This window comes from Paenibacillus sp. FSL P4-0113, from assembly GCF_038009305.1.
In the GTDB taxonomy this organism is placed as follows: Bacteria; Bacillota; Bacilli; order Paenibacillales; family Paenibacillaceae; genus Paenibacillus; species Paenibacillus polymyxa_D.
Map to the genome: position 1 here is coordinate 98,649 of NZ_JBBPAZ010000001.1, position 26,514 is coordinate 125,162.

The window sequence follows — 26,514 nt, forward strand, 5'->3', positions numbered from 1 at the left end:
TCCTAATGATATGTAAGCTACAGTGGCAAAGAACTCCGGGTTTATTTAATATAGATTATACATAGGATGCTTAATACAAGGAGTGGATGGAAATGTTCTCCAGAATGGCAGAGCAGAAGATTGCCGAGGCGATGGCCAAAGGTGAGTTTGATCATCTACCGGGAGCGGGCAAGCCACTGGTCATCGAGGATTTGTCACATGTTCCAGAGGAGCTGCGGATGTCGTACAAGCTGTTGAAGAATGCAGGCATTTTACCGAAAGAGCTTCAGCTGCAAAAGGAATGTGTCCAGTTACGTGATTTGCTTCACGCTTGTCATGAGGCGGGAGAGCAAGAGCGGATCAGTCGCAGGCTGACTGAAAAATCACTTCGTCTCCGTATGCTGCTGGAGGAAAGAGGGCTGGATACGTCGTCTGTATTTTATGAATATGAGTCCGCTATGCGTAAGCGACTGGAGGAATAGAAGCGAGAGGAGCGAAGGGCGGAAGGCCCTTGCCCGTACACTTTAATTTCTACGCTTTACCTCATTACTGTTGCAGTGCAGATAATCTCGTGAGGCATTGCTTCGTCAGGATGACGGATTCTTTGGGCAGTTTGTCTAAATGAAAGTCATCGATTAAATCTACTGCCTTCACAGGCACCGGTGAATCCAGCAGCCCGGAAAAATAGGCGAGCCAGCCAATGACTGCTTCCGGTGTGACCCCTTGTCGGCGCATAGCTCGGAGTGCTACACCACCATGTCGTTTGGCCAGCCTTCGTCCATCAGGGCCTAGGACAAGGGGAACGTGTGCGAAACGTGGCGGCTGCAACCCCAAAGCTTGGTACAGCAATAGCTGACGGGGCGTTGAATCGAGAAGATCATACCCGCGGAGTACGTCGGTCATATGCATATCCGCATCATCGACAACGACAGCCAGCTGATAGGAAAACATGCCGTCCGCTCGTTTGACGATAAAATCGCCCCCCTCTGCCGCACCGAAGGCCACATGACCTGCTACCTGATCATGAAACGAAATAACGGCATCTGGATATTGCGGTACTTTAAAGCGAAGTGAAGGGAGTTTATATTGTGCTTTGGCTACGGCATCTTGAGAGCTAAGGCTACGACATGCCCCCGAATACGCAGGCCCTTCACCAGACAGTCCATGCGGAGCATGAGCGGCAGCCAGAATGTCAGCTCGACTGCAAAAACAAGGATACAGTAAATCTTGCCTCTGTAGTTTCTCCAATGCAGACTGGTAGCGTTCCAGCCGCTGGCTTTGAGTGTAGGGGCCGTAGGGACCGCCTACGTCGGGTCCTTCGTCCCAGTCCAGACCAATCCAGCGCAAATCTTCCATACTCCCTTGCGCCAACTGGCTGCGAGCTCGCGTCATATCAATATCTTCCATGCGCAAAATATAGGTTCCGCCCAGGGAACGAACGTGCAGCCAGGATAATAAGGCGGTACGAGCATTTCCTAAGTGTATCCATCCCGATGGTGTTGGGGCAAATCGCCCTCTGATGGGTTGGGCCTGTAATTCCATACGAAAGTGACCTCGATTCTGTGTTCCGTCCTTCAGCAATCCATATCAAATATATTATAAAACGATCTTGCCGTGAGTGCATCCCGATAGGTATAGAAGCTAAAGACGAAGCATACATAGCCGCGATGATCAGACGGGAAATTTAAATATCTGTATAATAGATTTAGAAGAATTATGTATGACAGACCGAGGAGAAGTTCCAGAGGGCAGCTTAACCTTTTCTATTCAATAATTACAGGTAATGAAAAATTCACAATAATAAAAGAACTAAAACTTAGATTCTACGCATCAAGCGTATCATTGGAGAGATTTCATTGACAGATAAACAACTGCCTATTATGCAAGTGATCCCCGAGCTTAAACATACACTGCAATCTCATTCGGCGGCGGTACTGATTGCACAGCCGGGAGCGGGGAAAACGACGGTAACACCGCTGGAGCTACTGCATGAGCCGTGGCTGGTAGGGCAAAAGATAATTATGCTGGAGCCGAGGCGTTTGGCAGCACGTGCAGCAGCAGCACAAATGGCAAAAACGCTGGGAGAGCCCACCGGAAAGACGGTGGGCTACCGGGTTCGCATGGATACAAAAGTAGGGCCAAACACGCGGATTGAGGTGGTTACGGAAGGCGTACTCACCCGGATGTTGCAACATGATCAGGCGTTGGAGGGAGTCGGGCTGATTATTTTTGATGAGTTTCATGAACGCAGCCTGCATGCAGACTTGGGATTGGCACTTGCTCTACAAAGCCAGGCGTTGCTGCGACCGGATTTGAAGATATTGATCATGTCTGCCACCCTGGAGGCAGAGCCTGTATGCAGACTATTAGGGGATGCGCCATTGCTGGAATGTCCAGGCACTGTATTTCCGGTAGAAACCTTTCATATGTCCAAACCTTCGTCAACTTCATTAGAGTCCTTTACGGCTGAGACGGTAGAAAAGGCACTTCATACTCATGAAGGTGATCTGCTGGTGTTTTTACCAGGGGCTAGAGAAATTCACAGAACGGAACGAGAATTGGCTTCAAAGCATTTACCAGCACATGTCAAGGTCATTCCGCTGTATGGGAGCATGAAGCTGGAGCAGCAGGATGAGGCAATACGCCCGTCGGCTTCGGGCAGTCGAAAAGTGGTATTGGCCACCTCGATTGCCGAGTCTAGCTTGACCATAGCGGGGATATCGGTGGTGATCGATAGCGGACTGTCGCGGGAGTCGGTATTTTCCGCGCGGACCGGTATGAGCCGTTTGACCACCGTTAAGGTGTCCAAGGCCTCCGCCGACCAGCGGCGCGGACGGGCGGGGCGTCTCCAGCCGGGCGTATGCTACCGGATGTGGAGCGCGCAGGAGCATGCAGCGCTCCCCGAAGCCAGCCGCCCGGAGATCGCGGCGGCGGATCTGGCCCCGCTCGCGCTGGAGCTGGCGGCCTGGGGCGTGCGCGAGCCCGCCGAGCTGGCCTGGCTGGATGCCCCGCCTGAGGCCGCGTACGGCCAGGCCACAGGTCTGCTGCACCAGCTCGGCTGTCTGGATGAAGCAGCCGATGGCACTACAGGCGTCATCACCGCGCATGGGCGCGAGGTGTCCGCCCTGAGCACGCACCCACGCCTCGGGCACATGCTGTTGCGTGCAGCAGCCCTTGGCCTGGCCCTGATTGCCAGCCGTCTGGCTGCGCTGCTGCAAGAGCGGGACCCGTTCCGCGCCCATGGCGGAACGGATTTGCGCCCGCGGCTGGATGCCCTGCGCGAGGCGACCCATGCCCGCAGCACGCACAGCCTGCTGCGGACGGCAGACGATACGGTGATTCGCCGTATCGTGCAAGAGAGCCGGCAGTTGCTAGCCTCGCTGCCGACAGTAGTCGCAGCGCAGGACGAGCCTGACGGCTCCGCGGCTTGCGGGCTGCTATTGGCCTTTGCGTATCCGGATCGGATCGCGCAGGGCCGAGGGGACGGCCGCTTTTTGCTTAGCGGCGGCCGGGGCGCGCGACTCCGACAAGTGGAGTGGATGTCGCGTTCATCCTATCTCGTCGCCGCCGAAGTGGACGACGAGGGAGCAGATGGTGCCATTCAGTTGGCGGCACCGGTTGAACTGCAAGAGCTGACCCAGCATTGCAGCGATTTGTTGCTGGAACAAGCCAGCGTATACTGGGATAGCTCCGCCTCAGCAGTGAGAGCCCGCAAGGTACTGCGACTGGGCTCACTCGTCTTAAAGGAAACGTCCTATGAGCGACCTCCGGCAGAGGAAGTTGCTGCCGCCTTGATGCAGGGTGTCCGTGAACGCGGTCTGAAGCTGTTGTCATGGAATCGGCAAACCCTCCAGTTGCAGGCTCGTTTGATTTTTATGCACTTCTCAGCGCCTGAAGACTGGCCGGACTGCACGGAATTGGCATTGCTGGATTCACTGGAATCGTGGCTGTTGCCTTTTGCTCTAGGAGCCAAAAACGTATCCGATCTGCAACGGCTGGACAGTGCTGCATTGCTGCTTGGCAGGCTGGACTGGGAACAGCGGCAGCAGCTTGATCAGGAAGCGCCGACGCATATCCGTGTACCCAGCGGTTCCCGCATTCCTGTCGATTATTCGAATCCTGAGGCACCAGCGCTGGCCGTACGACTACAAGAATTGTTCGGTATGAGGGATACGCCTCGTATTGGACGCGGACGTGTGCCCATTGTATTGCATTTACTGTCACCTGCCCAGCGACCTGTCCAAGTGACATCCGACTTGTCTAGCTTCTGGAGCGAGGCTTATTTTGAAGTCAAAAAGGACCTGAAAGGCAGATATCCCAAGCATTATTGGCCGGATGATCCACTGGAAGCTGTGGCGACCAACAGAGCAAAGCCAAAGCGTTAAATAGAAGCTGTTTTATGCTAATCGACTTTTTGAATTTTTGTAAAATCGTTTAAACGTCATAATAGCGGGGTAATGAAAAACGAACCACTCAACACTAAAATATTGGGAGGCAACTATCATGGCTAATAACTTAAACGATTATAATGAAAAGAAGATTGTTGGTGTTTTTGATACAGAGCAGGAAGCATCTCGTGCGATAGGACAATTGCAGAGCAAAGGAATCCCAAGCAGTGAAATTTCTGTGATCACCCGTGACCGTGACGAGTTGAGGACGATTAGTGAAGAGACAGGCACCAAAGCACCGGAGGGTGTAGCGACCGGTGCGGCTACCGGCGGCGTTGTAGGCGGCGTTGCTGGGTTGCTGGCGGGCATCGGGGCCTTGGCTATTCCAGGTATCGGACCAATCCTCGCTGCTGGACCTATCGCGGCTACCCTTACCGGAGCAGCTGTCGGAGCGGGAGCAGGTGGCTTGGTCGGTGGACTGGTCGGGCTGGGTATTCCGGAAGATGATGCACGTCAATACGAGACTTACGTCGATCAGGGCAAGATTTTAGTGCTGGTGGACTCCGCTGACCATAACAGGGATGTTTATGATATTTTCCGCACCAACCGTTCGCTGAATGCGGATCGTTACAGAACGTATGATGATACGATGGCAGACACGCCGTGTACAGATGCATACACAGATACGAGAAGGAACCTGTAAACACCTAACGGCTAGTTGAGAACGTGATTTAACAGGCTTTCCTATCTCCTTTGTATATGAGTTGTTTCTACAGCAGCAGTCTCCCCGAGAGGGAGGACTGCTGCTTTTACATATTTGTGGATCATAGAATAAATCTGAGATAAATGATGCTAAGCTTGCCGTTGGCACGTTTAACCTTCTATATATTTTTACAGAATTGTCGTTATAATAGATTTGAGGATTTAGCAAAATCCTGGATTTATAAATTGCTAGATGTAACAGGAGAGTGGCATGAGTCAAAAAGAGAGAATTTCCGAAGTCGCTTTGCTGAGAGGGCTGGCTTTTGCGGCCGTTGTTCTTCAGCATTCCGTCGCACACTATGCGGTTGCGCAGGGGGCGCGCGTCCAGGACGGGGTATTGATGACACTTTTACTGCTGTGTTCCAAATTTGCAGTTCCTGTGTTTGTATTTATCACTGGAATGGTGCTATTTTACAATTATGATGGAGCCTTAAAGTACGGAACGTTTTTACGTAAAAGATTCCTGGACATCATCGTTCCTTATATCATATGGTCTCTTTTATACGAATTGGGAAATCAGCTTGCTCAAAGTGGAGGATATATTCACCCGCTGGATTTTTTCCAGAAGCTGTTGAACGGGAAAAGTAGCTATCATCTGTGGTACATCGTAATGATTATTCAATGTTATGTGTTATTTCCTGTGTTTCGTTATGCTGTCCGTCGTTTGTCTGCGCTACTGCCATCAACATGGCGACCCGCTGCATTGGCTGTATTCGGCGTGCTATATATTTTGCTCATGTTCGCCGTTGGACCCGTATACCAAGCGATGGATAAGCTCCAGCTTCCGGTCATTACCTCTTGGTTTACCCTGTATGCTGACCGGAATGTGATCTACTTTTTCTTTTATTTTGTGCTGGGAGCGGCAGCCGGGATGAACGTCAAGCGTTGGAATGCATGGGTAACCAAAGCACAAATGATATACTGGCCGTTGTTTATCGTAATTACTGGCTACTTGCTGTATGAGATGATCGGTCAGTTCCAGACACCGCAAGGTACAGTTCTTTCCTTTAACTATTTGTCTCTGCTGCGTCCGGTCATGGCTGTATATTGCGTCGCGTCTATTTTTGTAGCTTATCGGGTAGCGACGTGGATTGCTCATAAGGGGGGACGTGCGGCGAGTATGCTGACGGCCATCGGAACGTTGTCCTATGGAGCGTATCTCATGCATGCCTTTATGCTGCGTGTGACCTATTATTTTGACGAGACGTTGTTTGCAGACTGGAGCCACGTTCTTCGTATGCTGGCTTCATTCGTTCTCTGTATGATCTTTTCCGTTGCCGGAACATGGCTGCTGGCACGTTTGCCTCTGGGCAAATGGATCGTGGGGCTTCGGGTTCGTCCTCGCCCGACTGGGAGTCCGCCAGCCGTACAAAAGCAAGCTTGATTTGATAATCCAATCACATATGTTCACAAGAGTATCCCAAAGCCAAGAAATAAGGCCAAGGGATACTTTTTTAACTGATATTATATTATTTCAACATATGAAAAGTTCATAATAGTAAACCATAAACTCATTTCTCAGCGCTTCGCACACTACTCTATATCGCCTCATTCTATGTCTCTCATCATCTTAAAACAGGTCACAAGGGATGGAGAGTTCTCATAAACTCTTATCTCATCAAAGGAAATAGTGTATGGACGCAGAGTGGTTTATAATGGAAGGTAAGGTGCACGAATAAGGTGTGGAGGAGGCTGTAAAATGGCGTTTATGATATCCCAGCGGGCTTTTATCAAAATTTATCTGATCACAATGGTGGAGAGGCATCGCGGTTATGGATATCAGATGCTCGAATCGATGAAGGATGAGTTTAGTGGGTTTGGATATGTTCCGCCTCAGAGCGAGGTTTATCGGGCGCTGCATGAGCTGGTACAGGAAGGCGTTTTTTACCGTACCAAGCGATTGAAAGGAACAGACCCGCGCGTGGATTTTCAGGAGATTGTACTCTATCACTTTACAGATGATGGGGAGGAGAAAGCCCGACTGTACAAGAAGCAGGTCAAAGCTGATTTGGACCGTTGCTTAGGTATGCTGCATAAAGCGGAACAAGACAACTATTCCTAACCACGAAAGGATGAGAATGATGGGTAGAAAGCTGAAATGGGGAATTTTAGGCACTGCGGAGATCGCCCAAATCGCTGTAATTCCTGCGATTCAGCAATCCGAACGCGGAGAAGTGCTTGGGATTGCTAGTCGTAATGCGGATAAAGCCGCTGAGGCCGCCCGGGAGTTCGATATTCCAAAAAGTTATGGAAGCTATGATGAACTGTTGGCTGATCCCGAAATCGGAGCGGTGTACATTCCGTTGCCAAACCATCTGCATGAAGAGTGGACCATTCGGGCGGCGGAGGCTGGGAAGCACGTTTTGTGTGAAAAACCATCTTCTCTTAGCTCGGCCGGTACAAGCCGCATGATTGAAGCATGTCAACGTGCAGGAGTGATCTTTGCAGAGGCTTTTATGTATCGTTATCATCCCAAACATCGAAGAATTAAGGAAATTATCAATAGTGGGGAAATTGGTGACATTCGCGGCATCCATTGCACGTTTACGTTTAACAATACCGATCAGGCAGATAATGTGCGCTTTAATAAAAACATGGGCGGCGGCTCGCTATATGATGTGGGTGTCTATCCGATATCAGCCGCTCGTATGTATTTGGATCGGGAGCCGGAGGCAGTGACGGTACATGCCTTATTTTCCCCGGAGCATGACAACGTCGATATGATGGCTTCCGGCTTGCTGGAATTTCCGGGTGGAATCAATCTTACTTTCGATTGTGGCATGTGGGCAGCCAATCGTTCCAACATGGAAATTCTCGGTAGCAAGGGTACGATTGCGATGCCCAAAATGTTCGGCTGGGAAAGAACGTCTGTGGTACCGCAAATTTTCGTCCACGTCGGTTCGGTTACGCGTGAGGAACGTCTGAAAGGTTTTAATTCTTTTGAACTGCAAGCGGATGCTTTTGCTAAAGCAGTGCTTGACGGTGTCCCGTTGCCGTATGAGCCAGAAGATGCGGTGAGCAATATGAAGGTGATCGATGCTTGTATTGAGTCAGCTCGCAGTCGGAAACGGATAGAAATTGGATAAGCGGTGTACCGTATTCCTAGAAGATCTAAAAAAGCAGCCTTGTCAAAAGGACAAGCTGCTTTTTTAGATGACAAATACATAGGTATTTTCAATAAGTCTTTGGGCATTCGAGCATCACATATTTTCATCATAATCTGTGACATCACGCTTGGCGGCAGTTGCAGGTGAGTTCGATGTACCGTATTTTTCCACGGCGTCCCATGCGCCCGCATCATCAAATCGTCCTGCATTCCGTTGGCGAACCTCACCTGCACCCTTGGGCGGCGGAGTCATGACCTGTTCCTCTACCGGACGGTCATTCGATAATTCTCGAGTTGGCGTGTGCTCGACGGTATAGGCTGTATATGGAATGGCTTGTAACCGTTCAAAAGGAATTTCTTCCCCGCTCTCCACACAAATTCCGTATGTCCCATCCTTTATCCGCTGAAGGGCTGCATTGACTTGCTCCAGCTCGTCTTGCAGCGAATCATTAATCGCCATATCACGGGACCGTTCAAAGGTTTCTGTCCCTATATCAGCGGGGTGATTGTCATAGGACGAGAGCTCACCTGTGGAATCTGTCAGTGTTTCTCCCAATTGAGCGTTTGCCTGACCGTTTTGTTCAAAATGCTTTTCTAAATCCTTTTTCTGCTCCAACAACATATGTTTCAGCTCTGCAAGCTGCGAATCGTTCAAATGATTCATGATCATCTCTCCCCTTCGTGGTCTGTATAAGTGACACGTATGCTCTTTTATACCCGTTCATAGGGCCGGGCAATCAGCAGAGACTTTTATTCCCAGCCTAGAATGTGATATAAAAAGAATAGTGTGTTAAGGAGGGAATAACCGATGGATGAACATATGAAGCGTCGTCTGGATAAGCAAAAGCAGTTGTTTAAACAACTGGGCATTCAGCTGGACGCGCTCTCCATTCATGAGAAACAGTTTAAGAATAAAATGCGCGGCTATGATCCGGACGAGGTAGATGCCTTTCTGGATGAAGTGATCAAGGATTATGAACGCTTTTATGCGAATATAGCCGACCTGATGGACAAGTGGCAGGAGCAGCAGGCAACCATACGTGATTTGAAAAATGCACCCAAGCCAGCGGCCGACCTTAATGGACTTGACCGTCGTCAACTGGAGGATATCGTAAAACAGTTGGAATATAGTGTGCGCCAATTAAAGGTGCGAGTACGTCCTGAAAATGACTATTTTCCGGAGTAAGGTGCAGTTAGCACTGTGTTGGTGCCTCTATTGTGGTATGATGGAAACAAGTATTTTATCAAACATTTAATGAGGCACACACATAAAGGTGGTTAACATGAGTACCCATTTTTCCGTTAGTATCCATTGTCTGCTTCTTCTGGCTGAAGGGGCACCGGAGCGAATGACATCGTCACTTATAGCTTCCAGCATCAATACAAACCCGGTAGTTGTGAGAAGGATTATGAGCCGCCTCAAGCAAGCGGGTTTGGTTGATTCATCGCCTGGAGCACGCGGCTTTCGTCTAAGCATGTCCAGTTCAAACATCAATCTGAAAATGATCTATGAAGCGACTAAGGATGAAGGTCCGTTGTTCGCCATCCACACCGATAGCAATCTTAATTGTGAGGTAGGCAGGAACATAGACGCATTGTTGGATGGTTTATATACCGTGGCAGAGCAGAAAATACAGACGTTTTTCGAGACCGTTACGCTGCGAGATTTGGAGCAGGCACTTCAGCAGCGCGTGGGGCAACAAAGTTCATCTGTGTAAAGACGCTGGTAAGGAGCAATTAATATGAAAATCATCGTACTTTCAGACACTCATATGCCGCATAGAAGCAAAACGTTGCCTAGTCGGCTTGTACAGGAGTTAAAAGGTAGTGACCTTATTCTCCATGCCGGAGACTGGACGGATTGGTTCGTATATGAACGTCTAGCTGAGTTTGCGCCTGTGCAAGGCATTGCCGGAAACAATGATGGAATGGACATCGTGGAGCGTTTAGGCTATCAGCGAATCGTTGAAGCCCAAGGCAAGCGGATCGGTATGGTTCACGGTCACGGCTGGCGAGGAACGACAGAAAATATCGCATTGAATACGTTTAAGGGAGAAACGCTGGATTGTCTGATTTATGGACATTCGCATATTCCGGTGGTCAAAACGATTGACGGTCAGCTTGTCCTTAATCCGGGGTCTCCGACGGACAAACGTGGCGAAGACGAATATTCATTTATCGTGCTGACGATTGAAGCTGATCAGATGGAAGCACAGCTTGTTCTTTATCCAGATAAACATTGATTTAAAACCAACAACTGTTGATTAAAGGGGAAGCTATGGCTATTTTTGAATTAGAACCAATGAAGCATCATGTGTTGATCTGCAATGGAGGCACATGTATGCGACATGAGGGTGAAGAAGTTACACAGGCAATTCGGGATGAAATTCGTAAACAAAATGCAGAAGCATATATTCACACGACCAGAACTCGCTGTAATGGGCGTTGTCATGATGCTGCGGTTGTGATCGTATATCCTCAAGGGGACTGGTATGGTCAAATGACCCCCGACTCGGGGACTCAACTGGTGCAGAAGCTCGTAACGGGAGAGAAGCTGGAACCTCATCTTTTTCATGAGTGTACAGGTCAATCCAGTTCGGAATAATTCAATCAACCATCTATAAGTACATGAGTAGAGAAAATCTTTGCAGAGATTTTCTCTTTTTTGCGTTTAATCCCCGATGTGAAAGGTAAAAGTATACTGTGGACACCAATCCGATAGGGAGGGAAGTAAAATGGCCCCATTTGAAGATAACCTGTACGATCAGAATCAGCAGAAAGGACAGACGGGGAAAGGAACAACGGAGTCTAAACATCAGAAACAGTCGATCAATCGAGATCATGCAGAGCAGTATCCGACAGAGCAGGAAAGCTTGTTCGACCGTTTTGAGATCGAGCAGACGGTAGACGCCATTCCTGTAGAGGATTTGAAGATGGAAAGACAGGAGGAGAGAGACAAGGATGCAACCAAGCACACCTCTTCCAGTGAGAAAAAATATAATAGTGGCGTATAATTATCAACTAACTGGTAATATTTAAAAAGAAAACTCTTGACTTTAAGATATATGTAATGTATATTAAGTTACGAAAAGTAATTAATTTTTCTCAGGAGGTAACAAAATGGCTAAAGACTTCTTCACAGCTCTGAAAGACAGACGCTCCTATTATGGTATTAGCAAAGAACAGGTCATTTCTGACCAACGGATTCAAGAGATTGTAGAGGAAGCTGTTAAGTACACACCTACCTCGTTCAACTCCCAAACTTCACGTGCTGTAGTGTTGCTCGGAGAGCATCATGATAAACTGTGGAATATTACAGAAGATATTTTACGTGAGGTTGTAGGCAATGAGGAGCAATTCAAGTCTACTGCCGAGAAAATGAACGGTTTCCGCAGCGGATACGGAACAGTCTTGTTCTTTGAAGACAATAACGTGGTGGCTGGTCTGCAACAACAATTTGAAGCCTATGCGGACAATTTCCCAATCTGGTCCAACCAATCTAATGGTATGTTGCAATTGGTAGTATGGACGGCTCTGGAGCAAGAAGGACTGGGGGCATCCCTTCAGCATTACAACCCTTTGATTGATGAAAAAGTGAAAAACGAATGGAACATTCCTGAGCATTGGAAACTGATTGCTGAAATGCCATTTGGTAAACCGACATTCCAACCAGGTGAAAAAGAATTCCAGCCTATTGAAGAACGTGTAAAAACATTTAAATAATTTTCACGATAAAATGACGTTTCAGGTTCAGCCTGATTAGAGCACTGTGGGTATCTACAGTGCTCTTTGCCATTCCATTTTTAAGATATGTAAGCTTTGATATATACAGACACAGCGGTTAATTCATCCGTTAGTGGGTGATATTATGTTTAAAATTGGATGAGAAGTTTACATAGATGTGATTGCGGTTTTATACAGCTGTCTAGGATAACGCGCATTCAAAGGAGGAAAAGTGATGAACTATGATTGCATTATTGTTGGCGGGGGAATTGCCGGTTTGCAAGCAGCCATTCAATTGGGAAGATACAGCAGTCATCGGGTGCTGGTAATAGATTCCGGCTATGGTCGGTCTACGCTGTGTCATCAATATCATAATATTTTGGGATTTCCTGAGGGAATTTCTGGTGAAGAGCTGCGACGGCGTGGACGTAGCGAGGCTACGAAACTAGGAACTGAGTTTGTTGAAGAAAAGGCGGTCAAAGCCGTCAAAAGGGATGAGCTTTTTGACATTCAAGTGGAGGAAGGCTCCATGTATTCGTCAAAGACGCTGCTGTTGGCGACAGGGCTAACGGATCGTTTTCCAAAACTGGATGGGTTACAAGCTTGCTTGGGCAACAGTGTATATGTGTGCCCGGATTGTGACGGTTATGAGGTTCAGGATTGCAGTACGGTCGTCATGGGGGCTGGCAAAGCAGGAGCTTCCATGGCTCTGATTTTATCAGAGCGCACCGATCAACTTGTATATGTCAATCATGAGCGTTCAGAGGTGCCGGACGAGCTGAGCGAAAAGCTGTGGGAAAAAGGGATTGGCTATAAGGAAGCCGCTATTTCTGAGATTATAACCGGAGAACCGGGCTGTTTTGAAGGAGTGCGACTGGCTGATGGACAAGTAGTTCGAGCAGAGCGGGGCTTTTTAGCTTTTGGCAGCAATCATGTTCATTCAGAGCTGGCAGAGCAACTGGGTGTACATCTGCTGCATAATAAGCACATTGAAACTCATCCTCGCAGCAAAATGACAAATGTGGAAAATGTGTGGGTAGCCGGGGACTTAGGAGTTCATGCCGAGCAAGCGACTGTGGCGATGGGAGAAGGAGCTATGTCAGCGATTTGGATACACAAGGTATTAACGGGTATGAAAACAAAAGTACCGCAGCTCTGAGAGCTGCGGTTTAGAACGATGGGCGTATACTCGTTGGGAGATGAAGTTCAAAGCGTTTTAATTGATCGCTCATGCCGTACTTACGTAAAATTTCTGTCTGTTTGTTGCCGATAAGATCAAAATGCGGATAGGCCTGACGTTGATGAATATATTGGGGGTCCAATCCGTTATGGTTGCACCATAAGCGCAGCTTGTCCAAATCAGAACATCCCACCTTGGTGACGGTTGTAATGCCTGGAAAGCGATCATCCAGCCAGTAATGTGTCAGAAAAGCAATTTCACCACGACTGACCTCTCTTTTCCAGGCCATAAGCTCCTGCCGGGTAATGCCAAATGCCATCGTTCTCTTCCTTCCTTGGCTCAGACTGAAATCATGAGCTGCTGCGTGGTTGTTCCATTATTTTCGTACTGTAGTCTGTATTATGATCCACATGGGGTAACACAATAACAGGAGACCATGTGTGACGATCTCCTGTTAGAAGTTAAAGCCATCTCTCGGCCCAGCTCTCCACACCATTCAATGCATCACCTAGCTCTTTACCCTTGCGTGTCAGCGAATACTCGGTACGCACAGGCCGCTCTGTGATGACATTGCGAAGGATCAGGCCGGAAAGCTCTAGTTCCTTGATGCGTTCGTTCAGCATGCGTTTGCTAAGATCGGGTATGGAGACGTGAATTTCACTAAATCGTTTGGGATGTTCCATCAAAGTATGAATGATGAGAGCGGTCCATTTTTTGCTGATGATCTGAAAGGACTGTTCCACCTTACCGCACAAAAGCTTAGGCTGCCTGTCGTCGCTCATCTGAATCCCCTCAATTTCATTGTTGTTTTAAACAGTATACTAAAAGTAACTCTGTATACCAATAGTAACTATAACGCTTTGTGTCAACTGTGACATATTTAACATTTTTTTCTCTTTCCTTTCGTCAATCATACCACAGAAAACGTTATCATTACAGGATATATCGAATGTTCACGATTTTGCTAAAATTTGATTGACTTGCCCCTTATTTTGGGTGTATTATGGGTTACGTTAATTCCTCAGGTAACTTTTAATAACCTCATCTTTATAATGGGAAGAAGGAATAATTCATGGATTCAATGACATTTGTCTTATTTGGAGCGACAGGGGATTTGGCTAAACGTAAAATTTACCCTGCCTTGTATAATTTGTTTGTAGAAGGTAAAATTCCGGCTTCCTTTTCTGTAATTGGGATGGGGCGTCGTGAAGTGGCAGACGAGCAATTTCAAAGTAATGTAGAGCAATCCATTAAGGATTTTTCCAGACACGTGAATGAAGACCGTGCACAGATGGATCAGTTCTTAAGTGCTTTCCGTTACAGCGCATTGAACGTCAACCACCCGGAAGATTATAAAAAGCTGCTACAGCTTGCTGAGCAACGTGAAAATGACTTGGGAATTCCGGGGAACCGCATGTTTTACTTATCGGTGGCACCGGAATTTTTTGATGTGATTGCCCTCAATATTCGGGAGAGTGGTTTAGCTGAAACAAAGGGTTGGAAACGGCTCATTATCGAAAAACCATTTGGGCACGATCTGGAATCCGCACGTGAGTTGAATGATCGCCTGAGTAGAACCTTTGCTGAGGATGAGATTTATCGTATTGACCATTACTTAGGCAAGCCTATGGTTCAAAACCTTGAAGCCTTAAAATTCGCTAATCCGTTGCTTCAAGGGATATGGAACAATCAGTACATCGCCAATGTGCAAATTACCGCTTCTGAGACTGTAGGAGTAGAGGAGCGAGCAGGATACTATGATCACTCTGGCGCTATTCGTGATATGGTACAAAATCACATGCTGCAGGTATTGATGATGGCGGCTATGAACAAGCCGGGACATGTCACGGCTGACCAGGTGCGTGACGAAAAAAGCAAGGTTATGGACGCGCTTCGTGCACTTGATCCTTCTGATATTGCTTCCAGCGTGGTTAGAGGCCAATATACCAACGGTGAGATCAACGGAAAAGCAGTTCCTTCCTATAAAGAAGAGCCGGATATCGGACCTGATTCGCAAAATGATACTTTTATTTCAGCTCGCCTATGGATTGACAACGAACAATGGTCGGGTGTGCCGTTCTATATTCGTACCGGGAAACGCATGAAAGAAAAATCTACTCGTATCGTCGTGGAATTCAAAAAGGATAGCACAGATCCTTATGCCGCTCAAGGGCAACCGACTGACCCGAACTTGCTGATCATCCATGTTAACCCGGATGAAAAGGTAACGCTGCGTCTGAATAGTAGAGACCCGCTAAACGCTGGTCAACTGGAAACGGTTCTGATGAATTATCATTCCGAGGCCAAGGATGTACCAGAAGCCTATGAACGCCTCATCTTTGATGCACTGCGCGGAGATTCCACCTTTTTTGCTCATTGGAACGAAGTTGAGCTTTCATGGGTGTGGGTTCAACCTGTACTGGAAGCTTTTGCTCGTGGTGAGGTTCCACTACACACGTATGCAGCAGGCTCTTACGGTCCAGAAGCTTCAGATCAAATGTTAGAGGAGCAAGGCTTTACATGGTGGCTGGACGAAAAGTCCGAAAGCTCTGAGAAAGCAGTCGTTCGTTCTTAACAGTAACAAGAAAGTATATCCAAAATATGTTTGCTACGGCAGGAGGCCATTACTATGCAAGTAGGATTAATTGGTTTGGGAAAAATGGGTTTGAATCTCGGGAAAAATTTGATTGATCATAAGCATGAACTTGTCGCTTACGACGTCAATGCAGCCGCAATCCAAGAAATGAAGGATTATGGAGCTAAAGGTGCTTCTACATTGGAAGAGCTTGTACAGGCAACTCAATCCCCTAGAGTATTATGGATCATGGTTCCTCACCAAATTGTTGATTCTGTGCTGGATCAGCTTCAACCGATGTTGTCCAAAGGGGACATCATTATTGAAGGTGGTAATTCTCATTACAAAGAGTCTATTGCTCGTCATGCCCGCTTAAAAGAACATGGTATCAGCTTCATGGATGCTGGAACTTCAGGCGGGATGGAAGGCGCACGCAATGGCGCTTGTTATATGATCGGTGGCGATCCGGAAGCTTGGGCGGTTGTTGAGCCTGTTTTCCGCGACACAGCAGTGGAAAATGGATATTTGTACGCAGGTAAATCCGGAAGCGGACATTTTCTGAAAATGGTTCATAACGGTGTGGAATACGGCATGATGGCTTCCATCGGTGAAGGATTTGAAGTGCTGGAAAAAAGCAACTTTGACTTTGATTATGAACAAGTAGCGCGTGTGTGGAACAACGGTTCTGTTATCCGCTCTTGGTTGATGGGCTTAACTGAACGTGCATTCTCCAAAGATGCAAACCTGGACGAAATCCGTGGGGTTATGCACTCTTCTGGTGAAGGAAAATGGACGGTTGAAGAAGCGTTGGACATTCAGGCTGCTACACCAGTTATTGCCTTGTCCCTGCTGATGCGCTACCGGTCTCTTGATGCGGACACGTTCAACGGGAAAGTGGTTGCTGCACTGCGTAATGAATTTGGCGGTCACGCGGTAGAAAAGAAGTAATAACAATATAAGTTAGTATCTATCCCCGTAGCTTCACAACTGCGGGGATATTGCTATATGTTTTGGCGTTTATTGGATTTTTGCATAACCTGCATATGCATATTTTTCCTTGTATATCCGCACAATAGGTGAAAAAGGCGGAAGGGTGAATAGCATATGTGCAAAAGGTTTTCGTTATCGGCTGATTTAGATGAGGTGAGGGATCACTTTGGTATACAACGGGTGATGTATTATTACAAAACACGCTATAACATGAGTCCTACTCAGCATGTTCCAATTGTGCTGCATCAGGATGGAGAGCGGGTACTTGATGAATTTCGTTGGGGATTTATTCCCTACTGGGGCAAGGATTGTGTCAATGCAGACTTAAATACGGTTCGGGTAAATCCGAGTTATCGCAAGATGGCGGAAACCCGACGCTGTATCATTCCATGCAATGGATTTTATTATTGGCGAAAATTAGGCAAACGCATGTGTGCTGTAAGGGTGGTACTGCCGGAACAGAAGATGTTTGCGGTCGCGGGGCTATATGAAGTATGGCATGATAGTCGTAAGGAGCCTTTACGCACCTGTACGATGATGACAGTTCATGCTAATACGGATATACGTGAATTCGATACCCGCATGCCAGCTATTTTGGAAGCTGATCATATAGATTCATGGCTGGATCCGTCTGTCCAGAACATAGATGAGCTGCTGCCTCTATTGCGCACGTATGAGCAAGGCGACATGAACATCTATCCAGTGACCCCGCTGGTGGCCAATGATGAACATGATAACCGTGAATGTATTCAGGAAATGGATTTGCAGTGGTCCTGGATTAAACCTTAAATGTATGGAGATTTTCATCCATTATTGATCATAAGCTTCCCGCCACCTGCATAGGTATGTATTGGGGAACAAGCGTCATGATCCGGGGAGAGGGGAAACGGCCGAAGGAGTATCTCATATGGGATGGAGGCGATTGGAATGAGTAACGATACACTCATCCAGCTGCTGGTGCTCATGGTGACGATCATCGGTCTGGTCCAAAACCGGTAAGTGGCAGGTTCCAGAAGGCGGGAGAATTGCCGTAGGCAATCTTCCGTTTTTTTCTGTGTTAAAAAGCTCGCAGATTAAGGAAGCTTACGGTACAATAGATGCTAGGATACAGGTGACAAGACACCTGAATATACGTCTACATACGATATATTTTTAAGGGAGAGCGAATCATGAGTGACTTAACTTCATTACCACCAGCCAAAAAAAGAAAATTGCTGTTCAGTGCAGGGCTTAGCTGGCTGTTTGATGCTATGGATGTAGGGCTGCTTTCATTTATAGTCGCAGCGTTGGCAAAGGAGTGGCATCTGGGATCTGAGCAAATTGGACTGCTGACTGCAATGAATTCGATAGGAATGGTGTTCGGAGCCGCTATGGCGGGGATTTTGGCTGATCGTTACGGCAGACGCGCCATTTTAGTGTGGACATTGTTGATCTTTTCTATTGCCAGCGGCTTATCAGCTTTGGCGACAGGCCTCGGAATGCTGCTGGTGCTGCGTTTTATTGCTGGTGCAGGCTTGGGCGGGGAATTGCCGGTTGCTTCGACGCTGGTGTCAGAATCAGTGCCTGTGAAAGAACGAGGGAGAGCGGTTGTGCTGCTGGAAAGCTTCTGGGCGGCAGGCTGGATCCTTTCGGCTCTTATTGCTTATTTTGTTATTCCAAAGTATGGTTGGCAAATGGCATTTATTCTCGGCGCAGTACCTGCGCTGTACGCTCTTTATCTGCGTAGAGCTATTGATGATTCACCGCGTTACAAGCTGCAAAGCGTTAAACTTCCGCTGCGTGCACGATTGGCTTCGATTTGGTCGGGACCTAATCGCAAGTCTACGCTGATGCTGTGGATTTTATGGTTCACAGTTGTATTTTCATACTACGGCATGTTCCTGTGGCTACCTAGCATTATGTTTATGAAAGGCTTCGAACTGGTTAAAAGCTTTGAGTATGTGCTGATCATGACGCTTGCCCAACTCCCAGGTTACTTTACCGCCGCCTATCTAATTGAAAAGCTGGGCCGCAAATTCGTACTGATCATCTACTTGCTGCTCACAGCCGTGTCTGCCATTTGGTTTGGCACCTCGGAAACGGCGGGAATGCTGCTAGCTGCTGGTATCTGCTTGTCCTTTTTTAATCTCGGTGCATGGGGAGCCATGTACGCCTATACACCAGAATTGTACCCGACAGCCGTCCGTTCAACCGGTGTGGGTATGGCGGCTGCGTTTGGTCGTATTGGAGGCGTTATCGGGCCTTTTGCAGTCGGTATACTCGTAGGACAGGGCGTAGTGTTACCATCTATCTTTGTGATTTTCTTCGTAGCTATCTTGATCGGAGCAGCGGCTGTATGGTTGCTGGGTACGGAAACCAAAAATCAGGAGATTGACTAACCTTTACATTCACCTGTGTGAAGATTCATAATATAAGAGAGAGGAGTGACCTGAAATGGAGCATACCTTTCTGCTCAAGGCAGACTGGAACGGGGGGCGCAACAGTGACGGTCGTATTGAGGCTGGACAGTTGCGGACTGCAATTTCGATCCCGGCCGAGATGGGAGGCCCTGGTGTGGGCACCAATCCAGATGAAATGCTGCTCGGTGCCGCCGCTACCTGCTATTTGATTACTTTGGCGGCGATGATGGAGCGCGCGAGTCTCCCGGTGGCGTCACTGGCGCTGGAATCCGAAGGGATTGTCGATGTAACGAACAATATTTTTACATATCGCCGAATTGTGCATCGTCCGCAGGTTCAATTGGCCGCCGATGCGACAGAATCACAGATCGAACAAGCATTGCGACTGGCAGAGCAGGCAGAAACCTCATGCATGATCTCGCGTGCTGTAGCGGGAAATGTGACGTTGTCCACAGAGCCCGTGGTGGAGCGCGCCTCTTAAAGCGATATCTGTAACAGGAGCAATCATTCTAATTGCCCATCATTTTTTTAATCCAAGGAGGACACAACCATGACAGCGCAACAAAAATTGCTCGTATTCGCAGGCTCTTACGCCGAATTGGAAGGTAACGGAGTTTATTCGTATACTTTTAATGAACAGACAGGAGCACTTACACTACAGGATGAGTTCTCCGGCTTGAAAAATCCTACATTCCTGAATGTGGACGTCAAAAATCGGAAGCTGTATTCCATTGGGGAGACGACTTCTGCTGCAGGAGCAAAAGTAGGCGAAGCTTCTGCTTTCGAAATTGATCCAGTTAAAGGAACATTTACATTGCTGAATCGTGCGGAAAACGTGGGTGCAACAACTTGCCACATTCAGCGTGATCCATCTGATCGTTACCTTATTGTAGTCAGCTACCACGGAGGTATGGTGGGACTGGTGTCTCTGACTGAGGACGGACGTATTGGTGAGTTGCTGGATGTTAAACAGCACGAGGGCAAAGGAGCGCACCCTGAACGTCAGGATCGTCCACATCCACATTCCAGTTTCTTTAGTCCAGATGGTCGCTTCCTGTTCGTACAAGATCTCGGTCTGGATCTGATCCGTGTTTATACCATTGATGACAGCAAAGGACAACTGGTGCTTCATGGTGAAACGAAAACCCATGCAGGTGCAGGTCCACGTCATTTGACGTTCCACCCAAATGGTAAATTTGCTTTTGTCATTAACGAAGTGGATTCTTCCATTACTTCTTTTGCATATGATGCAGAGGCTGGTAAGCTCACTGAGCTTGAGAGCGTACCGACATTGCCGTCTGACTTTACAGGTGAAAACACAACTGCTGAAGTTGCAATTTCGGAGGATGGAGCTTATCTGTACGGTTCCAACCGTGGGCATGACAGCATTGTGGTATACGCTGTAGACGGAGCAACTGGCAAGCTGAGATTGGTGGAGCATGTATCTGCCGAAGGAGAGCATCCACGCCATTTTGCATTGACTCCAAATGGTAACCATATGCTCGTGGCCAACCGCGACACCAATAACATCGTTACGTTCAAAGTGGACAAGGCAAGTGGACGCTTGACCTACACCGGGCAACAAGTAACCGTGTCCAAGCCAGTATGCGTACAGCCTTTTTACTTTTCTGTATAAAAATTAGGAAATGCCCCCAGATTTCTTGTTTGTATGTTCAAGGGTAGAAATCCAGGGGCAAAGGCGAACGCTCCGCTGCTTTAATGCTTTGACAGCCATTGAATATGTATATGTTGATGGTACTAATAGATTAACCAAGCATAGAAAAATTGTTAGTGAAAACGGCTCGTAGGATAACCTACAGCCGTTTTTATTTTAGGGCTTAGTCATTTCTAAAGAAGTCACTAACTACGAAAATAAACTAAAATTTTAAGGTTACAAATAAGATACGAATAATATCGGTAGGAAAAGGGTACATATGTTATAAGCGGGACAAGAAGCCCTCAAGCACTCCGATAATGTAAATCTAGGACAAGCATTGTGAGTTCCATATAAGAGGTAGAGGCTTTAAATAAAAGTATTATATTTGACCTACCATCTGTTCGCGTAGTGGGCCACACAAATCGACAGCGTTGGATTGCATGTATTTCTACAGGAGGAGGAATTCTCATGAAAATTATCATTACACAAAAGGAAGCCGTCGACAAAGGAATATGGACAGAGATCATGGGGATGTTTGCTGTAACCAAAGAGGACGAAGTATGGCAAAATGAGGAGTTTATTCTCACCGAAGAACAGGCACGTCAGGTCGGGTTATTAAGATAGCAAAGATAAATAGGACATGTTATCAAGTTTTAAGACCAAGTCTTAAAAAATCGTAACTTCTTTTTTATGTATCTGATACACTTTTTAACCGTGCAACGTTTATGATAAGTACACAAGGGTAATGAAGCTTACAGACACCGTGTACATACCCAAACGGCAAGGAGAGATCAGACATGATGAAACTAGCTTCGAAATGGACCGTATTGGCTTTAATGATGATGCTGATTACGACGGCAGGAGCAACAGCGCAAGGCTACACGCCTGTCGCAGCTGCTGAAAATCAGGAGACCGTATATATAAACCAAATGGAGATTCGTGACGGACAAATTTATTTGTCGGCAGACCCGATTGAATGGTATGAAGGCGCGGCGGCAGACAAAGCATTTGTGGAGCATGAAGGAAATACAGGATTGGATGGAGCGCCGGATGGCTACTACATCGTAAACAATTCCGTGCAAAATGACGTGTATCAGGTTGCACCAGATGCTTCGGTAGAGGTGCAGATTTATGATCACACGGGTAACATAGAAGATACAGACGTACAATGGAACGAATCGATTCCGCTGACACAGTTTGAGAAGGATTTTGCAAAAAAGGACGTTCTGGACCTCAGTCAATTTCCATACCATGTTACGCTTCGTGACGGTAAAGTTGTAAAAATCGTGCAGCAATTCATTCCTTAAAATAGAAGTAATCGTAATCTCATATCACAAACACGTGCTTCACTTGATTACAGATCAGGGGAGCACGTGTTTTTATATTTTATAACAAAAAAGAGGATATCCAGCCCATATAGGGCGCGGATATCCTCTTCCCTTCATAATATATGATTAGAACGATTTTGCTGTGTCTACTGCACGTTGTACAGCAGAAGCAACGATTTCTTGTGCTTGATCTGGAGCTTGGTTATGTCCTTCCAGTACAACCTTCACGATGTCTTTCACGCCGAAGAAGGTTAAAATGTTACTCATGAAGTTCAAGGACATTTCAGCTGCAGCAGCTGGTCCTTCGGAATAAACGCCGCCTCTTGCATTCAACAGGGCTACTTTAGTTTCAGTTACAAGACCCACAGGACCCTCAGCAGTGTATTTGAATGTTTTACCAGCTTGGTTCAGGTAGTCAATGTACGTATGCAGTACAGCTGGAATCGTCATGTTCCAGAGCGGGAAAGCAAATACGACTTTGTCTGCTGCCAGGAATTGATCCAGGTAGCCATTAGCGATGTTTGCCAGGCGAGCTTCTTCTGCGTTCAGCTCCATGCCTCTAGCGGATTTGAACGTGCCGTTGATCATGTTAGCGTTCAAATAAGGAAGCTCGACGGAGAACAGGTCCAGCTCAGTGATTTCATCAGATGGGTGGGAAGATTTGTAGCTTTCCACGAATGCGTTATACAATTTAACTGTTGCAGATTCTTCAGCTGTACGATCATTAGCTTTGACAAATAATACTTTAGACATAATTTATTTCCCCCTAAGTAAGTTGAATAAGTAAGTTAAGTTAGTAAGTTACCATGTAATATTACAATATAAAGATAATATCTGTCAACGCTTTTATATTAAATTTACTTTGAAAAGCTACTTTATTTTTTACACTGTAAAATTCAAGTGTTTCTTTTGCAAAATATCAGTTTTGCGGTAAAATTTAAATGTAAAGTCTAATGAAGAGAATAGTTTAAGTAGGCGAAGAAGGAAATGAACATGGTGCCAGCAATATTTGGCACCATAGTTGAATGAAAAAAGGTGAGTAGCTTGAAGATAGGTTTTTTTGATTCAGGATTGGGTGGAATTACAGTATTGTCCGAGGCACTAAGACGTTTGCCAAACGAAAATTTTGTATACATGGCGGATACCCTTCATGTGCCTTACGGGACGAAAACTCCCCAAGAGGTGCTTGGTTATGTCAAGGCTTCAGTGCAAACGATTCTAAAAGAAGATGTTAAGGCACTGGTGATTGCCTGCAATACGGCTACAAGTATCGCGGTTGCGGAGCTAAGGAAGGAATATCCTATTCCGATTATTGGTATGGAGCCAGCTGTGAAGCCAGCGGTCGAGATGAACCGGGCTAATGGTAAAAGAGTTCTGGTGTTAGCCACACCATTGACGTTGAAACAATCTTGTTATGCAGCACTCGTATCCAGAGTTGACGATCATGGGAGCGTGGACTCACTACCTCTGCCGGAGCTAGTACATTATTGCGAACAGTTGAATTTTGACCGGGCAGAAATGTCCGCATATTTTAACCGTGAGTTGTCTTCGTTCAATCTCGACATATATGGTACGGTGGTATTGGGATGTACTCATTATCCTTTTTATAAGGAAATTCTAAGGGAACTACTGCCTTCTCATATTCAGTTAATTGACGGGAGCCAGGGAACAGTTAGACGGTTGAAACAGGTGTTGTCTGAGCGTAATTTGCTGGAACCTTCGCCAAAATCCAGTCCATCGCAGGCGGGACACATTACATTTCTATGTTCTAGTCAGGATGAGGCCTATGTGCGTAAGATGGAGCGGGCGCTTGAAATCTATACGGAGCATGAAAAGATTTATTTTTAAAAGAAGAGCGGCTGGCGAACGTGTGGGATTATCTTAATGAAATTATCCAAAAAATCGCCAGCCGCATTGTGGATCAGACGCACGGAGGGAGGCGTGAAATGGACGTTCAACTAATCCTGAATGAGCTTTATGCAGCAGGCGTGCTTGAAGGCCATATGCAAAATCTCAAACCGCTGACCGGCGGTACTTCGAGCGAAGTGGTTGTTGTCATGGATGGTACCAGGCCTCGATATGTGATTAAGCAAAATGATCATGCGATTGTAAAAGCCGAGGCGGAGTTTTTACATACCTATGTACAGATTGAGAAACTATCGCGTTTGGTTTATGTAGATCCGTTGCACCGTTATTTGGTATACACGTTCAGGTCAGGGCTCACACAGTATCATGGACGAAACAAAAGCAATTTGTTGCTTCATCTGGCGACGGAGGTGATCTCGCACTATAAGCCTTTTGGTGAGGAACGTCGTTATGGTTATCCGGACCACCCGTTTGTGGAATGGAAAGATTTTCTGCTGCACAGAACGAAGGAATCTGGAAAGATCATACAAGACATTTTACCCCGTGAGGATCATCGTTTCGTTCATACCCTTGTGGCTGGATCGCCGCAACGGAATATTAAATATTTGCTTCATGGCGACTGTGGAGTACATAATTTTGTGTTTAACGAAAATGGCACATTGACGGGTATTATTGATCCTGATCCCGTGGTGGGAGAACCCCTATATGATCTGATATACGCCTTTTGTTCTTCACCGGATAGGCTGACCATAGATACCATTTTGCCTTCCTTAGAGAAGCTTGAGCCGGAGATGACAGGGGAATACGAGCTAAACAGGGAAGTGTTACTGGGACTATATTTTCGTATAGCCACCTGCATTCGTCATCATCCGGAAGATCTCGATCAATATACAGAAGCGTGGGCCTATTGGCTGAACAGGATTCGCTGTAAGGAAGAGGGATAAAAGCATACAAGGAAGGATCATATTTTCTTTTCGGTACATCAAAAAACTTGATTTTTAACCCAATGCAGATAGATGCAAGCACAGAAATAATACTCCACTCCAGGTAATCAGGTGTGTTCCCATCTGTGATAGAAACCATCCGCCTAAGGTGGTGCCAATCGTGACACCTAAATTTGCAAAGGAGACAAACAAGCTATTAGCAAATTCAGGTGCTTCTGAGGCCTCCGAAGTTAACCAAGTTTGACTTACAATCAGGCCGCCGGTAAAAAAAGCCCCCCATATAATTATTATTATAATCATGGGAATGTAGTAAGCTCTTTTGGGAAAAACTTTGCAAGAGAACGTTTCCATTATTCAGCGTCGGAGCTGACAAAATCCATCCTAGCCGGTGAAGCACTTCCAGCAACCGCGTAGGAACATGCAAAGATTAGGATACCCCATGTTTTACACTGCTGTCCCGAATTTCTAACTGATGCGATATGGACCAGTGGACAGCCGCCAATTCCTCTCCTTTAATAAGCTTAATGAGATTGCGGGCGGCGACCATGCCCAGTTCGGATGCTGAATATCGGACAGTTGACAATTTAGGCCGGATTATTGTAGCCATATCAATGTCGTCAAATCCCAAGAAAGAGACCTGTTCAGGTATTTTCACCCCATTCTCGGTCAGAAAGTTCATAGCGCCTATGGCAATTCGGTCCGTCGCGCAGAACACCGCACTGGGCAATGGGCCTGAATGATAAAGTTTTCTCATAGAGGTTACGCCGTCTTCAACTGAAAAGCCGCTTTCCAACACACGTTCAGGACGTACTGGCAGGTGAGCGGCCTTCAATGCCTGTTCATAGCCCAAAAAACGCTGACTGCCCACTGAAATATCTCCCGCAGCTCCCCGCAGCATCGCGATATCCTGATGTCCCTGCTGAATTAGATAAGTTACCGCTTCAAAAGCAGCCGTTATGTTGTCAACATGTACGGAAGGAATGGATTTGTCTCGAAAATCCCGTCCGACAAGGATGCAGGGAATTCCCGCCGCTTCAATGAGCGCGTATAGCGCATCCCGGATTCCGTCTACCGATATGATAATTCCGCTCGCCTGCATTTCACGGAACATATTGTAATAGTGTATTTCAGAGTCCGCGTCCCCCCCTGACAAGGCGATTATGACATCGAAGCCGTATAGATGCGCTACTTGATTGATGCCTTCAACCATGTTATCAAAGACATTGTTTTTAATCTCGGGCAGAAGTACTCCAATCAGAGATGTATTATTCTTTACCAGTGTCCGCGCTATGGCATTTGGACGGAATTGAGTGGCTTCAAGGACATCTAGAACTCGTTTGCGTATTTCACTGTTCACCGTCTGGCTGTTATTGATCACTCTGGAAACCGTTGAAATGGAGACGTTGGCCATTCGAGCCACATCTTTTATAGTCATTTTCATTGTACACACCGACTTTCAAGCAAGTATTTATTTAGAAAAAGGTTCTCAAAGTCAATTGAATTTATTATATCAGTTTATTGAGTTTAACAAAGATTCCAGAGCAAAGAAAGCGCTTGACCTTGGTTTATAGGGGGAGTATAATCAACTCCGGAAAACGTTTTCTAGTATTTTCTGGA

At 46.7% G+C, this 26,514-nt stretch carries 29 protein-coding genes and 1 pseudogene; 23 read left to right on the forward strand and 7 right to left on the reverse strand.

Going from position 1 to position 26,514, the window contains the following annotated elements; genetic code table 11:
• Positions 1-86 precede the first annotated feature (86 nt).
• Positions 87-461, forward strand: coding sequence for a DnaJ family domain-containing protein (locus MKX46_RS00460; RefSeq protein ID WP_029517082.1), 375 nt, complete (start codon positions 87-89; stop codon positions 459-461).
• Positions 462-525: 64 nt separating this feature from the next.
• Here the strand turns inward: MKX46_RS00460 and gluQRS are convergent, their stop codons facing one another.
• Positions 526-1,521 carry a tRNA glutamyl-Q(34) synthetase GluQRS gene (gene gluQRS / locus MKX46_RS00465; protein ID WP_029517083.1) on the reverse strand — a complete coding sequence of 332 codons (996 nt, stop codon included), beginning with the start codon at positions 1,519-1,521 and terminating at the stop codon, positions 526-528.
• A 314-nt stretch (positions 1,522-1,835) separates the two neighbouring features.
• On the opposite strand from gluQRS, the gene hrpB reads away from it, so the two are divergent.
• From hrpB to MKX46_RS00490, 5 genes are all read left to right on the forward strand, one after another.
• Complete coding sequence (hrpB, locus tag MKX46_RS00470) at positions 1,836-4,364, forward strand: ATP-dependent helicase HrpB (RefSeq protein WP_341070753.1); 2,529 nt, start codon at positions 1,836-1,838, stop codon at positions 4,362-4,364.
• Between the two features lie 118 nt (positions 4,365-4,482).
• On the forward strand, positions 4,483-5,070 hold the full coding sequence (locus MKX46_RS00475; protein ID WP_341070754.1) for a general stress protein: 588 nt from the start codon (positions 4,483-4,485) through the stop codon (positions 5,068-5,070).
• Positions 5,071-5,340: 270 nt separating this feature from the next.
• Complete coding sequence (locus MKX46_RS00480) at positions 5,341-6,513, forward strand: acyltransferase (RefSeq protein ID WP_029519036.1); 1,173 nt, start codon at positions 5,341-5,343, stop codon at positions 6,511-6,513.
• 315 nt (positions 6,514-6,828) lie between these two features.
• Positions 6,829-7,191, forward strand: a complete 363-nt coding sequence (locus MKX46_RS00485; protein WP_013310011.1) for a helix-turn-helix transcriptional regulator — start codon at positions 6,829-6,831, stop codon at positions 7,189-7,191.
• A gap of 19 nt (positions 7,192-7,210) precedes the next feature.
• Complete coding sequence (locus tag MKX46_RS00490; RefSeq protein ID WP_029519037.1) at positions 7,211-8,215, forward strand: Gfo/Idh/MocA family protein; 1,005 nt, start codon at positions 7,211-7,213, stop codon at positions 8,213-8,215.
• Between the two features lie 114 nt (positions 8,216-8,329).
• On the opposite strand, the gene MKX46_RS00495 is transcribed toward MKX46_RS00490, so the two are convergent.
• The gene (locus tag MKX46_RS00495) at positions 8,330-8,899 is read right to left on the reverse strand and encodes a TraR/DksA C4-type zinc finger protein (protein ID WP_029519038.1); all 570 of its coding nucleotides are present in this window, start codon (positions 8,897-8,899) and stop codon (positions 8,330-8,332) included.
• Positions 8,900-9,043: 144 nt separating this feature from the next.
• Between MKX46_RS00495 and MKX46_RS00500 the strand changes: the two genes are divergently transcribed.
• The 7 genes from MKX46_RS00500 (at position 9,044) to MKX46_RS00530 (ending at position 13,117) form a co-directional block, all read left to right on the forward strand.
• Positions 9,044-9,421 carry a DivIVA domain-containing protein gene (locus MKX46_RS00500; RefSeq protein ID WP_023988297.1) on the forward strand — a complete coding sequence of 126 codons (378 nt, stop codon included), beginning with the start codon at positions 9,044-9,046 and terminating at the stop codon, positions 9,419-9,421.
• Between the two features lie 97 nt (positions 9,422-9,518).
• A complete protein-coding gene (locus MKX46_RS00505) occupies positions 9,519-9,953 on the forward strand; it encodes an Rrf2 family transcriptional regulator (protein ID WP_029519039.1) in 435 nt (144 codons plus the stop codon).
• A gap of 24 nt (positions 9,954-9,977) precedes the next feature.
• The gene (locus MKX46_RS00510; protein ID WP_103047811.1) at positions 9,978-10,478 is read left to right on the forward strand and encodes a metallophosphoesterase family protein; all 501 of its coding nucleotides are present in this window, start codon (positions 9,978-9,980) and stop codon (positions 10,476-10,478) included.
• A 35-nt stretch (positions 10,479-10,513) separates the two neighbouring features.
• The gene (locus MKX46_RS00515; RefSeq protein WP_061830316.1) at positions 10,514-10,840 is read left to right on the forward strand and encodes a (2Fe-2S) ferredoxin domain-containing protein; all 327 of its coding nucleotides are present in this window, start codon (positions 10,514-10,516) and stop codon (positions 10,838-10,840) included.
• Positions 10,841-10,970: 130 nt separating this feature from the next.
• Positions 10,971-11,249, forward strand: a complete 279-nt coding sequence (locus MKX46_RS00520; RefSeq protein ID WP_165147420.1) for a hypothetical protein — start codon at positions 10,971-10,973, stop codon at positions 11,247-11,249.
• 106 nt (positions 11,250-11,355) lie between these two features.
• Positions 11,356-11,958: a nitroreductase family protein gene (locus tag MKX46_RS00525; RefSeq protein WP_104495394.1), complete on the forward strand. Its 603-nt coding sequence runs from the start codon at positions 11,356-11,358 to the stop codon at positions 11,956-11,958.
• A 235-nt stretch (positions 11,959-12,193) separates the two neighbouring features.
• The gene (locus tag MKX46_RS00530; RefSeq protein WP_341070755.1) at positions 12,194-13,117 is read left to right on the forward strand and encodes an NAD(P)/FAD-dependent oxidoreductase; all 924 of its coding nucleotides are present in this window, start codon (positions 12,194-12,196) and stop codon (positions 13,115-13,117) included.
• A 10-nt stretch (positions 13,118-13,127) separates the two neighbouring features.
• Here MKX46_RS00530 and MKX46_RS00535 read toward each other — a convergent pair whose 3' ends face one another.
• Positions 13,128-13,457: a hypothetical protein gene (locus MKX46_RS00535; protein ID WP_341070756.1), complete on the reverse strand. Its 330-nt coding sequence runs from the start codon at positions 13,455-13,457 to the stop codon at positions 13,128-13,130.
• 142 nt (positions 13,458-13,599) lie between these two features.
• Positions 13,600-13,920 (reverse strand): winged helix-turn-helix transcriptional regulator, encoded by a 321-nt coding sequence (locus tag MKX46_RS00540; protein WP_007430161.1) that lies wholly within the window; start codon positions 13,918-13,920, stop codon positions 13,600-13,602.
• Positions 13,921-14,210: 290 nt separating this feature from the next.
• Here MKX46_RS00540 and zwf point away from each other — a divergent pair, with 290 nt between their 5' ends.
• The 8 genes from zwf (at position 14,211) to MKX46_RS00580 (ending at position 22,066) form a co-directional block, all read left to right on the forward strand.
• Complete coding sequence (zwf, locus tag MKX46_RS00545) at positions 14,211-15,713, forward strand: glucose-6-phosphate dehydrogenase (RefSeq protein WP_341070758.1); 1,503 nt, start codon at positions 14,211-14,213, stop codon at positions 15,711-15,713.
• A gap of 54 nt (positions 15,714-15,767) precedes the next feature.
• On the forward strand, positions 15,768-16,661 hold the full coding sequence (gene gnd, locus MKX46_RS00550) for a phosphogluconate dehydrogenase (NAD(+)-dependent, decarboxylating) (protein ID WP_029519049.1): 894 nt from the start codon (positions 15,768-15,770) through the stop codon (positions 16,659-16,661).
• A gap of 156 nt (positions 16,662-16,817) precedes the next feature.
• The gene (locus tag MKX46_RS00555; RefSeq protein WP_029519050.1) at positions 16,818-17,492 is read left to right on the forward strand and encodes an SOS response-associated peptidase; all 675 of its coding nucleotides are present in this window, start codon (positions 16,818-16,820) and stop codon (positions 17,490-17,492) included.
• A gap of 380 nt (positions 17,493-17,872) precedes the next feature.
• Positions 17,873-19,081 (forward strand): MFS transporter, encoded by a 1,209-nt coding sequence (locus tag MKX46_RS00560; protein ID WP_029519051.1) that lies wholly within the window; start codon positions 17,873-17,875, stop codon positions 19,079-19,081.
• A 55-nt stretch (positions 19,082-19,136) separates the two neighbouring features.
• On the forward strand, positions 19,137-19,583 hold the full coding sequence (locus tag MKX46_RS00565; protein WP_028542408.1) for an OsmC family protein: 447 nt from the start codon (positions 19,137-19,139) through the stop codon (positions 19,581-19,583).
• 69 nt (positions 19,584-19,652) lie between these two features.
• Positions 19,653-20,738 (forward strand): lactonase family protein, encoded by a 1,086-nt coding sequence (locus MKX46_RS00570; RefSeq protein WP_029519053.1) that lies wholly within the window; start codon positions 19,653-19,655, stop codon positions 20,736-20,738.
• Between the two features lie 489 nt (positions 20,739-21,227).
• Complete coding sequence (locus MKX46_RS00575; RefSeq protein ID WP_023988309.1) at positions 21,228-21,383, forward strand: hypothetical protein; 156 nt, start codon at positions 21,228-21,230, stop codon at positions 21,381-21,383.
• A gap of 173 nt (positions 21,384-21,556) precedes the next feature.
• Positions 21,557-22,066, forward strand: coding sequence for a hypothetical protein (locus tag MKX46_RS00580; protein ID WP_029519055.1), 510 nt, complete (start codon positions 21,557-21,559; stop codon positions 22,064-22,066).
• Between the two features lie 147 nt (positions 22,067-22,213).
• Here the strand turns inward: MKX46_RS00580 and MKX46_RS00585 are convergent, their stop codons facing one another.
• Entirely contained in the window at positions 22,214-22,840 is a 627-nt protein-coding gene (locus MKX46_RS00585; RefSeq protein WP_029519056.1) for an FMN-dependent NADH-azoreductase, read from the reverse strand.
• A gap of 291 nt (positions 22,841-23,131) precedes the next feature.
• Here MKX46_RS00585 and murI point away from each other — a divergent pair, with 291 nt between their 5' ends.
• Positions 23,132-23,935 carry a glutamate racemase gene (murI, locus tag MKX46_RS00590; protein ID WP_029519057.1) on the forward strand — a complete coding sequence of 268 codons (804 nt, stop codon included), beginning with the start codon at positions 23,132-23,134 and terminating at the stop codon, positions 23,933-23,935.
• Positions 23,936-24,033: 98 nt separating this feature from the next.
• Entirely contained in the window at positions 24,034-24,897 is an 864-nt protein-coding gene (locus MKX46_RS00595) for an aminoglycoside phosphotransferase family protein (protein ID WP_341070759.1), read from the forward strand.
• A gap of 37 nt (positions 24,898-24,934) precedes the next feature.
• Here the strand turns inward: MKX46_RS00595 and MKX46_RS00600 are convergent.
• Together MKX46_RS00600 and MKX46_RS00605 are read right to left on the reverse strand one after the other, a co-directional pair.
• Positions 24,935-25,212, reverse strand: a pseudogene (locus MKX46_RS00600) (MFS transporter); the annotation flags it as partial.
• A gap of 112 nt (positions 25,213-25,324) precedes the next feature.
• On the reverse strand, positions 25,325-26,338 hold the full coding sequence (locus MKX46_RS00605) for a LacI family DNA-binding transcriptional regulator (RefSeq protein WP_165147398.1): 1,014 nt from the start codon (positions 26,336-26,338) through the stop codon (positions 25,325-25,327).
• Between the last annotated feature and the right edge of the window lie 176 nt (positions 26,339-26,514).

Excerpts from the sequence above, each read along its gene's own strand:
- MKX46_RS00500 (WP_023988297.1), top strand. The coding sequence starts at position 9,044 with ATGGATGAACATATGAAGCGTCGTCTGGATAAGCAAAAGCAGTTGTTT.
- MKX46_RS00575 (WP_023988309.1), top strand. The coding sequence starts at position 21,228 with ATGAAAATTATCATTACACAAAAGGAAGCCGTCGACAAAGGAATATGG.
- MKX46_RS00605 (WP_165147398.1), bottom strand. The coding sequence starts at position 26,338 with ATGAAAATGACTATAAAAGATGTGGCTCGAATGGCCAACGTCTCCATT.
- MKX46_RS00460 (WP_029517082.1), top strand. The coding sequence starts at position 87 with ATGGAAATGTTCTCCAGAATGGCAGAGCAGAAGATTGCCGAGGCGATG.
- MKX46_RS00565 (WP_028542408.1), top strand. The coding sequence starts at position 19,137 with ATGGAGCATACCTTTCTGCTCAAGGCAGACTGGAACGGGGGGCGCAAC.
- MKX46_RS00485 (WP_013310011.1), top strand. The coding sequence starts at position 6,829 with ATGGCGTTTATGATATCCCAGCGGGCTTTTATCAAAATTTATCTGATC.
- MKX46_RS00515 (WP_061830316.1), top strand. The coding sequence starts at position 10,514 with ATGGCTATTTTTGAATTAGAACCAATGAAGCATCATGTGTTGATCTGC.
- MKX46_RS00510 (WP_103047811.1), top strand. The coding sequence starts at position 9,978 with ATGAAAATCATCGTACTTTCAGACACTCATATGCCGCATAGAAGCAAA.
- MKX46_RS00505 (WP_029519039.1), top strand. The coding sequence starts at position 9,519 with ATGAGTACCCATTTTTCCGTTAGTATCCATTGTCTGCTTCTTCTGGCT.
- MKX46_RS00540 (WP_007430161.1), bottom strand. The coding sequence starts at position 13,920 with ATGAGCGACGACAGGCAGCCTAAGCTTTTGTGCGGTAAGGTGGAACAG.
- MKX46_RS00555 (WP_029519050.1), top strand. The coding sequence starts at position 16,818 with ATGTGCAAAAGGTTTTCGTTATCGGCTGATTTAGATGAGGTGAGGGAT.
- MKX46_RS00560 (WP_029519051.1), top strand. The coding sequence starts at position 17,873 with ATGAGTGACTTAACTTCATTACCACCAGCCAAAAAAAGAAAATTGCTG.
- MKX46_RS00580 (WP_029519055.1), top strand. The coding sequence starts at position 21,557 with ATGATGAAACTAGCTTCGAAATGGACCGTATTGGCTTTAATGATGATG.
- gluQRS (WP_029517083.1), bottom strand. The coding sequence starts at position 1,521 with ATGGAATTACAGGCCCAACCCATCAGAGGGCGATTTGCCCCAACACCA.
- gnd (WP_029519049.1), top strand. The coding sequence starts at position 15,768 with ATGCAAGTAGGATTAATTGGTTTGGGAAAAATGGGTTTGAATCTCGGG.
- MKX46_RS00480 (WP_029519036.1), top strand. The coding sequence starts at position 5,341 with ATGAGTCAAAAAGAGAGAATTTCCGAAGTCGCTTTGCTGAGAGGGCTG.
- MKX46_RS00535 (WP_341070756.1), bottom strand. The coding sequence starts at position 13,457 with ATGGCATTTGGCATTACCCGGCAGGAGCTTATGGCCTGGAAAAGAGAG.
- MKX46_RS00595 (WP_341070759.1), top strand. The coding sequence starts at position 24,034 with ATGGACGTTCAACTAATCCTGAATGAGCTTTATGCAGCAGGCGTGCTT.
- MKX46_RS00475 (WP_341070754.1), top strand. The coding sequence starts at position 4,483 with ATGGCTAATAACTTAAACGATTATAATGAAAAGAAGATTGTTGGTGTT.
- MKX46_RS00570 (WP_029519053.1), top strand. The coding sequence starts at position 19,653 with ATGACAGCGCAACAAAAATTGCTCGTATTCGCAGGCTCTTACGCCGAA.
- zwf (WP_341070758.1), top strand. The coding sequence starts at position 14,211 with ATGGATTCAATGACATTTGTCTTATTTGGAGCGACAGGGGATTTGGCT.
- MKX46_RS00520 (WP_165147420.1), top strand. The coding sequence starts at position 10,971 with ATGGCCCCATTTGAAGATAACCTGTACGATCAGAATCAGCAGAAAGGA.
- MKX46_RS00490 (WP_029519037.1), top strand. The coding sequence starts at position 7,211 with ATGGGTAGAAAGCTGAAATGGGGAATTTTAGGCACTGCGGAGATCGCC.
- MKX46_RS00495 (WP_029519038.1), bottom strand. The coding sequence starts at position 8,899 with ATGAATCATTTGAACGATTCGCAGCTTGCAGAGCTGAAACATATGTTG.
- MKX46_RS00585 (WP_029519056.1), bottom strand. The coding sequence starts at position 22,840 with ATGTCTAAAGTATTATTTGTCAAAGCTAATGATCGTACAGCTGAAGAA.
- MKX46_RS00530 (WP_341070755.1), top strand. The coding sequence starts at position 12,194 with ATGAACTATGATTGCATTATTGTTGGCGGGGGAATTGCCGGTTTGCAA.
- MKX46_RS00525 (WP_104495394.1), top strand. The coding sequence starts at position 11,356 with ATGGCTAAAGACTTCTTCACAGCTCTGAAAGACAGACGCTCCTATTAT.